Below are 14,597 nucleotides of genomic sequence, written 5' to 3' on the forward strand. Positions count from 1 at the left end.
TTAATAACTCCTCTCCAGGAAAATCATGCTCATTGTGATAAATATGGTGATTAAACAAACAATAACATCAAGATTTCTAAATTTTATTTCTCTTCTTGAGCTATGTTTTCCAGATGCAGAAATTCCTCTTACTTCCGATGCGGCGGCAAGTTCTTCAGCTATTTTTGAAGATGAAAACATCATAGGAACAAATAAATATTCCATCGTTAAAAATGGTTTTTTAATAGAAATTAATCCCCTTAATCTCAATGAGTCGATAATTTCTTTAAACTCACTTTTAACTACTGGGAAAAATCTCATCATGAAAATAAGTGGCAAAGCAACATTTCTATGAATTTTCATTTTTTTCATTATTGCCATTATCTCTCCTGGAGGTGTTTTTAAAATTGGTATTACTGATAGAACTATAACTAATGTTCTTATAACCATAAACAGAAACATATCTGGAATCAAAATGCCAAAACCTTCACCATTTGAGACAAATCTCAAAAAACTTAAAACACCCATTGCAATAATTAGTTTTATAGTAGATTTGCTATATCCTTGCAGTGATACATAAATAACTAGAATGGCGGCTAATAAAAAAAGTACAGTATCTTTGGACAATACTGAAACCAAAAATACTGTACTTAAAAATACTACTAATTTGGAACGTAAGTCCAAATGCATCATTTTATTATGCCTGTCTTTTTAAAATGCTTTTCTGTCATCTTATTTCCTAAATAGCAACCAATAATTGCCGCCACAATAGTACATGCTAAAGAAATAAGAATCCATTTAGGATTTGTATAATACTGAGTTTGTATTTGAACTTGTTCTGGAGATACGCCAGACTTAATGAAAGCATCTTTAAAAAACCATATTTCGCTCATACCATGAGCCGCTCTAGTTAATGATGTAATTATCCAAGCAATAGTAATTCTTTTTATATTCCTATAGCTATCTGTACCAAGCATAGATAACTCTGCAATTATCCCGCCACCTACAAACCATGGAATCATAAAAGGACCCATAAAGACAGTTGCTAATATAGCTTGTATAATATTATAAATTAGTGCAACTCCCGGTTTGCCTACTTTCATAGCCATATAAACAAAAAATGGTCCTAAAATTAGTGCAGTAAACACAGCATTAAAAATCATATTGAAAAATAATGATGCCCCTGTGATCATTGAAAAAGCAATGAATACAACAATCATGATTGCAGAAAAGATTCCTATGGTTGCCAAATCTTTTATAGTTAATTTTTTACTTTCCATAATTCAACCTCCTTAGTTGATAGCTGTTATCATTCTATAATAGACTAAGCTTATTTTCTTGACTATTTAGACTAAATGTGCTGTTTTAGATATTTTTCTATATTCTGAAGGAGTGAGATTAAACTTATTTTTAAAAGTATTTGAAAATTTAGCATGATCTGTGAAACCTACCCTAATAGCAATTTCCGTAATTGAAATTGATGTATTATTCAAAAAATCAGCTGCTACCTCCAATCTTTTACTTGTTATAGCTTCCTTAATTGTTTGCCCAAAAACACTCTTATAGCAAGATTTCATTGTGGTAGAATTTATCTTAAAGATTTCTGATAGTTTATCATAAGTTATATTTTTTTCGTAATTATTCTTTATAAATTCATCTATTTTCTTTACAATATCAACATTTGTCTTAATAAAATATTTCCTATCGCTTACCTTGTTACTGGTATCAAGGCTTGAAATATATAGGAAAAGTTCTTGAAATTTTATCCTTAGATATTCAATTAGAATTTCATCTGGAACTTTATAAACTTCATAAAAAATATGTTCAATATGCTGAGTAGCTCTTTGTACAAAAACTTTGTCCTTATTGCATAATTTTCTTAAAACAACTTCAAATTTAATCCCTAACATTTCCTCTAAAAAATATATTTCGCTATCAAATTCTTTTGGATTAATATAAAAAGTCACACCATGATAATGAGATATAGGAAAAAAAGATTCCTCAGAGCTGTTACTACTTTCATTGATTGCAAAATCTCCCGATTCCATATAAGTAATAGTTCCATCGCTTAACACGCATTCAAATCTTCCTTCTCTACAATGATTAATCTCATAGCTTTGATTTAAATTTTTTGATAATTTTTTCTTTATGACAGAAGTGTGTATATCATTATAAAAAACTGTTACCCCTTTGAAAATTTCGTACTTCGAAACTATATACTTTCCATTTTCCAAATTATGAAATTCGCAAATTCTCCCTTTAGAATTTTCTATTATTTTTTCTAAATTTCTTCCATAAAGATGGCACATTAACTCCTTACCCATAAAAATCTCCTAATTAATAAGTTTTTCTCTCAAATAACCTTCCACCATCTTTTTAATTGTTTCTCTATTTTCAATAAAAATTTCTTTTTGATTTAAACTTTCATATCCTAAAATCAAAGTATTTACAAAGGTCACTAAAAACTCATCTTTAAAAATAGATGAGAGCTTATCGTTTGAATCAAATGCAGACGATAAAATTTCTGTGTTTGTTTCTTTTAAATTTTCAAACATTTCACACAATCTTTTATCTTCATTTTGTAGTTTCAAAAAAATTGCATATATGCTTTTAAATTCATTTTCATCATAAATTCTTTCCATCATCATCTCAGTAATTGCGTCTAAACTCGTTAACTTAGATGTGTCGATAGTTTTGTTTTTTTCTCCTCTATATTTGATACCTAAGTTCATAAAATCATAAATCATTTCATAGGTTGAGCCATAATAATAGTAAACACCACCTTTACTTAAACTTACTTTTTCTATAACATCTTCCATAGTTGTATTTTGGAAACCCTTATCTAAGAAACATTTTTTTGCCGCTTCCAGAATTTCTAACTTCCTTTTTTCTCCTACTTTCAATTTTTTATCATTCAAAATTTTATCTCCTGTCAATAAACATTTCCGACGATATCGTCAGTTTTATTGTAACTCATTTGATAATTAATTTCAATACATGAATTATTTTAAATTTTATTAATATTATTTAAGATATTTGCTTGAACGCCCTTTATACTTCTTTATTAATTTCTTTAAATGCGGTATAATTAATAAAACCTAATACAAGCTTAACGCTTATAACTTTAATAGCTTTAATAGCAAGCACAGTAAGTGTACGGACACTTACGAAAAAATTAATGGAGCAGACCTTTACGGAATGCTCCATTTTTTTCGCACCTAACCACACGAAAGTTTACTTGAGTGTTTGGTAGGTGCTATGCAAGGAATTTCCAAGAGCTAATATAGTTAGCGATTGGTTGAAGTCTACTGCTAATTTTTACCTTGTTATGGAAACCCTAAGACCCCGAAATATATTTTATAAAGGAGAATAAAATGGCAAATAGATTTAGAAATGAAAGAATAGAAATAAAACTAACTAAAGAAGAAAAAGAAATTTATGTAGTAGATTTAGAACCATTCAGAAACCTACAATGGCTACTATCAAATGCAACAAATAATATAAACCAGATTGCAAAAGCTACTAATACAACTAGAGTCATTTATAAGAATGAAATTGAATCAATGAACAAAGAAATAGAAAAATTATCAAGAGAAATATGTCAGATCCATTCCCTACTTCTTAATAAAGCAAAATAAATCTTGCGATATAAAATCAAGATTTAAGTGTTATGAATCTCCAAATCATACAAAATCTAATGCCTATATAAGTCATTAAATATCAGATGAGTAATATTACATTCTAAATAAAAACTATGTACATCAAATAGCATTTTTAATGAAAATGATTATTTTTTTATTTTTCTAATCAATCTACCAGATTTATAAAATTACATTCAAAACTCGCGAATTAAAAAAATATTTTTAGCAAATTTTTTAAAAAAAGAATACTCTTACTCAAGAGTATTCTTCCTCAACGTCCAATATGAACTACATTTCCAAATACGTAAAATTATATAATTTATATGTCACAAAACTGAAGATATAAACCTCAATCATGTAATTATTGTTTTAATATCTTCTTAGTTCCACTCCATATAACCAGTTCCCAAGAGAAGTATATCGACTACTGTAGACTTGATCTATAACCCAAAATTCATAAGTACTATTTCCACTTATTTTTTCATATTCTATGTATGGATAAAGACCTAAATATTCAAGACCTATAAAAGTGTAAGATTCCTCCAATACTGGTAAAATACATGATTTCCCATTTACATGCCTTCTGCCAAACCCAATCCCCACCGACACCATTTTGAATTAACAATATTCCCAGTGGCGATATAAGATAAGCATTTACAATTAGATATTCTATTTTTAATAACATTAGCCGTTTCAGATGATACATTATTTCTATCCAAATTTTGTCATTTATCCAGTCTGCATAAACGGAATAACCTGCAATGTTAAATAAATCCATCAGTGTCAGTATCAGTTTTTATCTAAAAAACTATGTGCTATAAACAAGTCGTATGAATTTTTTTTTAAAAAACGGAGTGATTTTTATTTAAAATCCTTGTTTCAGATTCATATCCAATGTCTCTTTTTATAGATTCTATTATTAAAATTCATTTGTTAAAATCATAAAAATTTTACCTAAAATCTTCTATCTTTTGACAATTTCCAATAATGTAACCCCAAAGGAGTCAACCTGCACGACTTACAATTCATTGCCGCAAAATACATATGTTCTTCTCCGACAGGTTCAATCAAACCAACACTCTCATATAGTTGTAATTCTTTAAATTTTTTAACATTTTCATCTTTTGCATAAGGTTCTTTAATTTCAATTTCATACTCAGGATTATTAGTAAACTCAAAAGATGGGTCTAAGGAATATTCACTATCAGGATTTTGAAAATAATAACTTAACTTCCTTAAAACTTCAACAGGAACTTTAGGTTTTATTTTTCTGATAGGAAGAAATCTAGATATATTTGTTTTAAAAAGAGGTCGTTGTTCCCATGCTCCCAACGACTGATCAACAAATGAATATAAACTTGCTGGTGTAATATTTCCGCCAACATCAGCAGCACCACCCAACAATCCCTGAATTAACAATTCAGTAAATACTCCATGACCAGTGATTCCATCTTCTACAGCGTATTGGTCTCTACTACTGGCAGTCATAATTGTTACACCTTCTCCTAATACTGTTTCATTTGATGAGACAACTTCCAACTCTCCAAATTTGCCTGAAAAACAGCAATCCAATATAACAACTTTGTTTTTACTTTTTGATTGTTTTAATAAAGCCAAAATATCTGACATTGATACTCCCATATCTCTGCCTTTAAAATCAGGTGTAACTATCTTCCCCGTAAATTCATCTGTTCCATGACCTGAAAAGTAAAACAATGAGATGTCAGAATCTCCTTCACAAAAAAGAGCATTTAGCAGATCCAAAAGCTCATCCTTAGTCTGGATATTTGGAGCATACTTAACTTCAAAATTAGGAGAGCCATCTCCATTTGTTTCAAGTAAGCTTTTTATTTCTTTTGCATCATTTACACATCCTTTTAAAGGACAACCCGGATAATCATCAATACCAACAACGAGTGCTTTTCTACTCATCCTATAAACCTCTCTTCAATTATATATTCTCAATCCACTTTGAAATATTTGACCATGTCCAGTCCATTAGTCTAATATATCCGCATTCACTTGGAATAGTAACTCCAGAGTGACTATCATTTCCATATATTCCAACTATTGGAATACTTTCATCTTTTGCACACTTCATTTCCCAAATTTGTCCATCTGCATTTTTTGTGTTCTTTGTGACTATTGATATCACTCCATCACATCCTTTTATTCTTGTTCTACAATTTGTTTTCCACTGTGAATCCCATGGTTTTTTAACTGACATATCCACAAATTCAAAGGGGCTATTTTCATTTTTCGCTTGTCCTTTTAAAAAATCTCTTAAATGTTCATCCTCAATTGCAAAACTAATAAAAATTCTTTTCATAATTATTTTACCTCCTTAATGTCGTTAATTTGTATAGTATCTTCACTATAAAAATTCAAAGCATTCCAAATTCTAGGCAAAATATCTGTGGTTACGATTTGCCCATTATTAATTTTATAAAATGTATTTTTTACCAATCCTTGCTTTTTTATCAATTCACCATTTGTCATATCTAAATCTATTAGTTATTTAAATAATATTTTATACCTAAAAGTTCTCAATATACACTATAACGAAGACTTATATTTATTATATTATACCATTAAATGTCGGTTTAATATAAAACGTTCTCTTTAAAAGAACATTTAAATTTATAAACAGTAGTATATTAACCCATATTCTTTAATCCTTAATATTTTCTTGTCTATAATATTCCAGACAGTGTCTGGAATATTACATCTCATTAATTCTATTTGATAAAATTACAGCTACACCAACAACATTATCAAAAGACAGATCCCCAATGTACTTATTTTCACTGAGATATACTTCCCACAAGGATCTTAGGTATGAATCTTCTTTCATGTCCTCGATTATTTCCTCATAGCCTTTCATTATCTCCTGACTTCCTCTCATGTTTGAAGTTCTTTCTATTGCTTCTTTTAAAATTTCATAATCTATCTGATCTTTTTTTAGCTTATAGAGGGTGTATAGGTCGTAAAAGTCTCTCATTCGTGTTGTCGTTATATTTCTTCTGATTATGGTTTCGTATTTTTCTGCTAATATTGTTTCTAATGGATATGCCATTATTTTTATATCTTCTTTGCTAAAGATACAAGGGTAGATGTATTCTATTTCTCTTGGTGTTATTGCATCACCTGTTGTCAGGTCAAGTTTCATAGCTTTTTTTCTCTTAGGCATCAAAAAAGCATCTACATATTAAGTAAGTGCTGCAAGTATATTTCTTTATTTAAAATGAAGTTCACGCTTTCTTTGTGTTGTTTTTGTACCTTTTATAAAAAATTAATATTAGAATGATATTTACTATTAAAACGACAACACTCCCTTCTATCATACAATCTCCTCCAGATAAAATCTGATTTTTTGAAGGTGTCATTGTAATAAAGCTTGGATAATCGTCAGCTAATCTAACTCCTCCCAAAATAAGTCCACCTATTATATTCCATAGTGCATGGCTCATAGTTGGAGCTAAAATAGTACCCTCCGCTTCATATAAAAATGTAGTGAATAGACACATTGTTATAACATTCAACACAGGAATTATTCCTGCTTCAAAGGCGCCTCCATGCAACAATGTAAATATAATTGTGGTTGCAGTAATTGCAGCTGGCAAATTATACTCTTCTTTTATAAGTTGATAAATGTAACCTCTAACAAGAAGTTCTTGCATAACAACATTTATAAAGGCTGATATTATCCAAATCCATAACATAGGAACATTATTTATTTCAGTTATTAGTAAATAATGAGTTAGTATAAGCAAACCAGCAGAGAAGCCAAGCCATAAAATACCGACAAATATCCCCATGAGTAAACCTCTTAGCGAATTATCATTAATTGGAATTCTTAACTTTTGTTTCTCAATTCTAATAAAAAGCCAAGTTAATATAATTATAACTACTAAAGGAATTAATTCAGCGATAAATCTCCAAATAACAGGATTTTCGACAGGAATATCTATCACAGTGGACAAGACTGCCCATACAATAAAAAATATTATTACTTTTGAAAATGTTAATATAGCTTTTTTCATTAGCACACTCCGTAATTTCTAATCTTAATACTATACAATTATACCATAAGTAGATTAAAATCTATCAAATGCCTCTTCAGTAATTACTTCCTTGCATTTATAGTCGTCGTTAAATTTTCTCCTGTAATCATGTCATTCATAAGTCCAACCGTTAGTAGGTACAAATCGGAAATAAAAAAACAAAGTTATAATGAACTTATATTAAGATTCTTCTTAACTCAATATTACTAATATTATTATAGTTACTCTCCAATTTTCAAAAGTCTGGACTTCTGCTTTTCGGAGATCCTATTTTGTATTATTAATAATATTTAAAATTTATATGTACCTACTTTTTAATAAAAAAAGAGCAGCCTTTTAAGCTACTCTTGTAGAAAGTACAAAATGAGTTAATTATATTTTTTGTGTTTCCTCATACTAGTCTCAAAACAACTCTTACATCCATGTAGTTTTTTGGGTCTTTTTGACGTATCCTTCTTCATCTTTATCGAAGACAAAATGCTTATAAAACTGCTTAAAATGCAGGATTTCTAAATTTATATCTTTTGTATCAACGCTAAGGCTTCAGCAGTCGATTTCTGCCAATCAAAGCTTCCTATTCGGTCGCTTCTCTTGGGAAATCTTTGCATGAGACCTGCCTTTACTTTTCAGTGTAGCTTCGCTTCTTGACAAGTAGGGCTAGGGCTTCAACATGAAACGAGTGAACACTAAGTATGTCAAGTAGCTACGTTCGTATGTAGGAACATATCCATGAACTTTTTAACAATAGCTTAAGGTTATCGTTAAAAGGTATTACCTCGATAAACTGGAATTTATTATGTTATTTTTATATATTATTCTTTACGATATTCTCCATTTGCCGTCTGGGAATTGAGTTAATGATCCTATTTCTTCTGAAATGAGATTTCCCGCCTTGTCTTTAACACGTATTTTTTCATAGTAAGTGCAGTCTTTTGTTATCTCATCATTTTCAACACCTTCCTCAATCCAGACACTTATGTAAATTTTTTCATCATCTATACAAAGAACACTTTCATTTACCTCTAATTTTATTTCAAAAGATTCGGGATAATAGCATACAAAGCTTTCATCCTGACTCGTAATATGCACACCTTCTCCGATTAATCTAATGTTGTAAAGATTAACTTCATCAATAGATAAATCTGTTATCTTTTCTAGTTCTAAACTTGATGATACTCGATATAGATTAACCTTATTATCATCATAGTCTACTTGTAAAAAATAAATCATACCATCACTAAATAATGGCATTTGATAAATTACATTTTTCTTTTTCTTAAATGGGATATAAACTTTGCTTTCTTGTAAATCATATAAATAGAGTACTGAACCTTGATAACCTCCATGTTCTTGCCAATCTTTTAATTCCCAGCTATCTGTAAAATCACTTAACCCGTAAGCATAGCGTTCTGTTCCATTTAATAAATCTGGGGTTATTCCATTTATAATAGGTAGTCGAATAATATCCATATTTGTCTCCTTGCGTTTTTATAGTTTATTTTTTCAATATAAATTCAAATTTATATCATCCTTCTATACTTCTTGATGCTACGACATTTTCACAAAATTTCTAACTATATATTAATATTTAGTACATCAATTTGATATATTTAAACCATTTTATCAACAAATCATGCTGCGATAATATTTTGTTTAGTAGAAAAATATGTAAAAATACTACTATTCTTTTGTTTGTATTGTTGTCGTTTATTTTTCTTTAGTACATGAGTTTATACTCAATACATTTAATCTCTTATAATCTCATTATAATTTATCTTATATTTCTTTTAAAAATTTTAATGCCAAATACAATTTTCCAAGATCATGGTTGGCATTATGGAGTCCTTCGACCTCATAACAGCTCTCATCTAATACATCTCCTGCTTCAAGAAAGTTATAAAGTTCAAATCCATAAAAACCACAAGCTGCTTGAACACCTGCAAGCTCCATTTCTACTGCTATACATCCTTCTGCCTTTCTCTTTGAAACGAGTCCGCGTGTCTCACGAAGCATAACATCTGTAGTCCAGACATTTCCCTTAGTGTAGGGAGCTTTTTCCTTGATAAAAAATTCTTCAAGCTTATCATGGTTTTTAATAGCAATATAATCAGAAGGCGCCGCATAATAATAAGATGCTCCTTCACCTCTATAAGCCTCTGTTGGTATAATGTACTTTCCAAAAGTTTTTTCTTTATCAAGACTGCCACAAGATCCAAACATAATAAATTTATTTGCACCTGTAATCCAATTAACTTCTACACAATCTCCTGAAGCAAGAGCCGAACCCATCATAGTAAGATAAAATACAAATTCTTGACCTTCAAATCTACTTTTATATACCGGTCTTGACCCATTTACAGATCCTATATTTCCAATTTCTTCGCATTCAAAATTATCAAGCAAATATTCTATTATGCTTTTTGAATATATTATCAAACATTTTTCTGCAATATTTTTCTTTTCTCCATAAAAGTCTTTTAGACTGATAAGTGGCTCTGTGTCTTTATCAAAACTATCTATTATCATAGTTTCACCTCTTAATTTATATAACTTTTCACGTTTTTATACTTCCTTCTTTATATCTGATTTATTACTAATAACTTAATCTTATACTCTAATTATCTTTATAACGTTATTTTTGAATTTGAGATTTCATTTTCTCGACTATATCCCATAGTTCTTCATCTAATACCTACATCCATACCGTTAAGCTATTTGCTATTGTTTCACCTCATTTTCTCTTGACATCAATATTACAGTCTCCACATGGCTTGAGTGGTCAGTATGGATAAGATTTAGTATTTTCCAAACGCCTCGTATGTGGTAATAAATCCATAACGAATCAGTTAAGTTATTCATTATAAGTCTAAACTTTCCTTGTTTAACAGAAAGTCAAATAAATTAATAGTGAGTATTCCATTTTCATCTAAATACATCGTTACTATTTCCATTTCTCAAAAAAATTTAATCAATCAATATTACTATTTATTGTGAAAGTCCCTCATTTATCTGTATCCTCTAGACTTGAATATTATCTTTTTATAAAATGTGTGTGCTGTTTGTTAGTCTATTGTCCAAAAATATGTTCTCTTCTATTGTTAATTTAATTGTATAATTCCTTTTGAAATATCTTTAAATCCTTTATCTTGATAAACTTTATGTATAATACCCCTGTTGTCGAATTCAATAATATATTTAACTATTTCATTAACTCTTTCACTTAAATCTTCTCTTGATAATAAATTAATTACTTCGCGAATATTCTTTGCTTGTACAGAATCCCCTCTATTTATAGAAATCATATGTCTGTTTAAATCAGATAAAACATATTTAATTTGTTCTTCTGTCAACATTTTCAACAAAGAATCATAATATTTAATCGCACCTTGAGAAACTCCATTATAATAATCTACTTCTCTACCAATTCTACATTCCAAAAATACACTAATTAACTTTGATTCTATTTCTTCAGGAATATCTGATGCTGTTGTAATATACTTCATTATTTCTTTAGCTATTGGTGGTTCATGATAATAATTATTCCATCCATTATGGGCATTTAGGAGATCATCACATAAAGCACTAATTTCAAGACTTCGTTCTGTAAACGACAAATACGATAATCCATTGCAATTCTCCAAAAATTTATATGCTAAATCTTCTTTATCTTTTTGGAGATTGTTACGATAAAGAAGTTTCTTCTCACCTAAATCGTATTTTATATCATCAGTACAATAATCCCAAATTCTTTTTGATAATTTCAAAATATTTGATCTAGCTATCATACTAGTGTTATCACCTACAAAAATACTAAACAAAGAACGTAAAAATGTATTCGAAATTGAGGATGAATACTTCTCAATTGCATTTCCTATAGAATCAACAGTTATATCATCTAATGAAGCCGTACTTTTTTTTATACTCTCGAGTATTTCTTTTGTATGAATAGCTGAACTAGAAGGCTGATCATTAATTACTTCGGAAATACATGTTTTTAACCATCCTAATAGTTCATAAGAATTAATATCATAAGAATTCGGATGAGATGCTCCAATTTGATTTCTCATATCTAAAATATGTTTAAGTTTTATATATACAATGTTAGAAATCCATTCTAATTTCTTGAGTGTTTCCAACATCGTTCTATCTTTAATTCCAACAAGATCTTCTTCATTTTCATACTGATCTCTAAATTTACTACCTACAGCATTATCGAAAAAAGTATCGATACCATAAAAACATATCTTTTTACGTAAACTAATAACTACTTCATTCCAAACATAATTTAAAGAAGCATCAAACAGACCTACTGCTGCACTAGCAACAAATCTAGATAAATATGTTGCATCTTCCTTTTGACTAATAGGCATTAATTTCATCATGCCTGGAAGCATTTCCATAATATTTTTACGTTCTTCTGGTGAAGCTATAATATTCTCACTGGGTAATCCCAAATCATTTAAAAAGTGTTCAAATCCCGTATATTGTTCAATAGGATTACTTTTATTCTTTTCAATCGCATTGTCTGACATTTTTCCTCCAAATATAACTATTATTATTCTTTATGTTTCACTAATCTTTCTTAATCCCAAACCACTTCAAAGCCTCTTCTATAGCCTTTTCCTTTTCTGGTGGACAGTGTGTAATTACTTGATCCTTCTTTTCTTTCTTACTTACATTATAATTTTTTCTTTCAATCAATCCATTTTTTCTTTTTACCTGTGCTATATAGAGATTTGAAACTTTAAAGCCGTACTTTTCCAACACAAATTTTTGTATTTCTTTATAAGTTGGACCTTTTGAAAATTCAATTTCTGATATTTCATCTTCTCCAAATTCAATCTTTATATGATCGTCGACATCTAGTTTGGACAACAGAGCTACCGTCTCCACATGGCTTGAGTGGTCTGTATGGATAAAATTTGAGATTTTTCAAAAGCCTCGTATGTGGGAATATATCTATGATATAAATTCCTTCTCTCACTGCATAATATACTATTAATAAGCAAAGAAAAATAGCCCTATATCACCTTTACTTTATAATGGAAAATCTGCCCTTATCTACAAGTCGATTATCTTAAAAAATCTTCTAATAACAACTTCAGTTTTTTCAATATATTATTCTTACGCCATTGTATAGCTTGATAACTCACTTTCTTTATTCTTGTAATACTCGAAAGAATTTCATACTGAAAGTACAAACGCTCAATGATGCCCCTTTCTTCTGCATTGAGTCTTGAAATTGTATTTCTGACTGCTTCAATCATCATCTGTGTTTCAACAATCTTTTCTACATCAACACTTTCATCAACAATATTATCTACAAAATGTCCGTCATGATCCAATGATGAAAAAAGAGCAAGTGGTTTTTTCTTTCCACCTGCTCCAAATACTTTTCGTGTTCTCTTTCTCGCCAGTAGACTTTATAAATATCTTCACTGACTTTGACCTTTTGTCCGTTGATATAAAGGTAATATTTTTTTGGCATATATGCTTCCTCCATTTCTTTTTGTCTGCGTTTTAAAACAGATAATTTATCATAACAAGTGCAACATAAAATAACTCATAGCTAATCAGCTGTGTTAATATGTAAGTGACCAAACAAAACATATTAAAAGGAGCGATTAACTATGAGCTATAACCATCTTACCATAGAAGAGAGATCTTGTATCTATCAATTTTTAAATTTAGGAATGAGTATAAGAAAAATTGCACAAGCACTTAAAAGGTCACCTGGTACAATATCTCGAGAAATTAAAAGAAATTCTTCTAAAATAAAATCCAGTAGAGGAAGTTACACTAAATACTTCCCAATAAAGGCAAATGACAAATATCGTCATAGAAGGAAAGATTGTCATAGGAAAACCAAGTTTTCTAAAGATGTTATTGAGTATTTAACTATAAAAATTAATGAACATTGGTCACCTGAACAAATATCAAATAGAAATACAAATTCTATTAATCATATACCATCTACATCAACTATATATAGGCTTATACACGCAAAAAAACTGCCAAAAACCAGTATGGAAAATTTGAGAAGAAAAGGAAGATTTAAAAGACCAGCAGAAAAAAGAGGAAAATTTAACGATAAAGGCAGAACTATTAAGAAAAGACCTAAAGAAATATACAAAAGGCAAGAGCTAGGTCACTGGGAAGCAGATACAGTAGAATCAGGCAGGTTCGATCATAAAAGAAAAAGTGGATACTGTTTCGTAACTTTAGCAGAAAGAAAATCTAGATACTATATAGCAATTCTAGTTGAAAATAGAAAATCAGAAAATGTAACACCTGCAATAATCAATGCACTAAAAGATTTTCCCAAAGAATTAGTGAAAACAATAACTTTTGATAGAGGTAAAGAATTTTCAGAATTTGAGAAAATAGAAAAAGAGTTAGGATGTAAAACTTATTTTTGTGACCCCTACTGTGCATGGCAAAAGGGTACAAATGAAAATAGTAATGGACTTTTAAGGGAGTTTTATCCTAAGGGTATGGATTTATCGGAAGTAAATATTAATGATTTAAATTATAACTTAAGTTTAATGAATAATAGACCTAGAAAATGTATACAATATAAAACACCTAAAGAAGAACTTTTTGGTTTCTTACCATAGGTGTTGCATTTGATTTGACAATTAGTCAACAAAAAAAGGAGGACTCCTGCACCTTGGCATAAGAAGTCCTCTAAAACGAAAGAAACTTGTTCTTCCTTTAATTATATTTAATTGTTTAGACGAGCATATGGAAAGACAAACAGCTATAAAGCTTATAGGAAAAAGGACTATTTTTATTGTGGTTTATTCTTTCAAATAAATATATAGACTTTTCCATTTCTATCCCTCCATTTTATAGCTAACTATTTTCCATAAATTAAGTCCTTCTAATGTTTCAAATTCTAAACACCTAATAA

13 protein-coding genes and 2 pseudogenes are annotated in these 14,597 nt (G+C 29.4%); 2 read left to right on the top strand and 13 right to left on the bottom strand.

The window, feature by feature from the left end; translation table 11 throughout:
- The 4 genes from HMPREF0391_RS00455 to HMPREF0391_RS00470 form a co-directional block, all read right to left on the bottom strand.
- The gene (locus HMPREF0391_RS00455; protein ID WP_002834816.1) at positions 1–672 is read right to left on the bottom strand and encodes an energy-coupling factor transporter transmembrane component T family protein; all 672 of its coding nucleotides are present in this window, start codon (positions 670–672) and stop codon (positions 1–3) included.
- Entirely contained in the window at positions 669–1,259 is a 591-nt protein-coding gene (locus HMPREF0391_RS00460; protein WP_002834820.1) for an MptD family putative ECF transporter S component, read from the bottom strand. The genes HMPREF0391_RS00455 and HMPREF0391_RS00460 overlap by 4 nt, the downstream gene beginning before the upstream one ends.
- A 66-nt stretch (positions 1,260–1,325) precedes the next feature.
- Positions 1,326–2,303, bottom strand: a complete 978-nt coding sequence (locus tag HMPREF0391_RS00465) for a helix-turn-helix domain-containing protein (protein ID WP_002834822.1) — start codon at positions 2,301–2,303, stop codon at positions 1,326–1,328.
- 9 nt (positions 2,304–2,312) lie between these two features.
- Entirely contained in the window at positions 2,313–2,897 is a 585-nt protein-coding gene (locus HMPREF0391_RS00470; RefSeq protein ID WP_035109022.1) for a TetR/AcrR family transcriptional regulator, read from the bottom strand.
- A 456-nt stretch (positions 2,898–3,353) separates the two neighbouring features.
- On the opposite strand from HMPREF0391_RS00470, the gene mobC reads away from it, so the two are divergent.
- Positions 3,354–3,617 carry a plasmid mobilization relaxosome protein MobC gene (gene mobC, locus HMPREF0391_RS00475; protein WP_002834827.1) on the top strand — a complete coding sequence of 88 codons (264 nt, stop codon included), beginning with the start codon at positions 3,354–3,356 and terminating at the stop codon, positions 3,615–3,617.
- Between the two features lie 957 nt (positions 3,618–4,574).
- On the opposite strand, the gene HMPREF0391_RS00485 is transcribed toward mobC, so the two are convergent.
- The 9 genes and pseudogenes from HMPREF0391_RS00485 to HMPREF0391_RS00530 all read right to left on the bottom strand — a co-directional run bounded on the left by HMPREF0391_RS00485 (position 4,575) and on the right by HMPREF0391_RS00530 (position 13,172).
- A complete protein-coding gene (locus HMPREF0391_RS00485) occupies positions 4,575–5,552 on the bottom strand; it encodes a caspase family protein (RefSeq protein ID WP_002834829.1) in 978 nt (325 codons plus the stop codon).
- Between the two features lie 19 nt (positions 5,553–5,571).
- Positions 5,572–5,949, bottom strand: coding sequence for a TIR domain-containing protein (locus tag HMPREF0391_RS00490; RefSeq protein ID WP_002834830.1), 378 nt, complete (start codon positions 5,947–5,949; stop codon positions 5,572–5,574).
- A gap of 393 nt (positions 5,950–6,342) precedes the next feature.
- Positions 6,343–6,804: pseudogene (locus tag HMPREF0391_RS00500) on the bottom strand (nucleotidyl transferase AbiEii/AbiGii toxin family protein); the annotation flags it as partial.
- Between the two features lie 67 nt (positions 6,805–6,871).
- Positions 6,872–7,663 (bottom strand): CPBP family intramembrane glutamic endopeptidase, encoded by a 792-nt coding sequence (locus tag HMPREF0391_RS00505; protein ID WP_002834834.1) that lies wholly within the window; start codon positions 7,661–7,663, stop codon positions 6,872–6,874.
- A gap of 840 nt (positions 7,664–8,503) precedes the next feature.
- Positions 8,504–9,154, bottom strand: a complete 651-nt coding sequence (locus tag HMPREF0391_RS00510) for a hypothetical protein (RefSeq protein ID WP_002834835.1) — start codon at positions 9,152–9,154, stop codon at positions 8,504–8,506.
- Between the two features lie 306 nt (positions 9,155–9,460).
- Positions 9,461–10,210: a nucleoside phosphorylase gene (locus tag HMPREF0391_RS00515; RefSeq protein ID WP_002834836.1), complete on the bottom strand. Its 750-nt coding sequence runs from the start codon at positions 10,208–10,210 to the stop codon at positions 9,461–9,463.
- 572 nt (positions 10,211–10,782) lie between these two features.
- Positions 10,783–12,216 (bottom strand): hypothetical protein, encoded by a 1,434-nt coding sequence (locus HMPREF0391_RS00520; RefSeq protein ID WP_002834837.1) that lies wholly within the window; start codon positions 12,214–12,216, stop codon positions 10,783–10,785.
- Positions 12,217–12,256: 40 nt separating this feature from the next.
- Entirely contained in the window at positions 12,257–12,559 is a 303-nt protein-coding gene (locus HMPREF0391_RS00525) for a hypothetical protein (protein ID WP_035109026.1), read from the bottom strand.
- 197 nt (positions 12,560–12,756) lie between these two features.
- Positions 12,757–13,172 (bottom strand): annotated as a pseudogene (locus HMPREF0391_RS00530) (sigma-70 family RNA polymerase sigma factor).
- A gap of 142 nt (positions 13,173–13,314) precedes the next feature.
- Between HMPREF0391_RS00530 and HMPREF0391_RS00535 the strand changes: the two are divergent.
- Entirely contained in the window at positions 13,315–14,301 is a 987-nt protein-coding gene (locus HMPREF0391_RS00535; protein ID WP_002834841.1) for an IS30 family transposase, read from the top strand.
- Positions 14,302–14,597 lie beyond the last annotated feature (296 nt).

It is taken from the genome of Finegoldia magna ATCC 53516, from assembly GCF_000159695.1.
Taxonomy (GTDB): domain Bacteria; phylum Bacillota; class Clostridia; order Tissierellales; family Peptoniphilaceae; genus Finegoldia; species Finegoldia magna_F.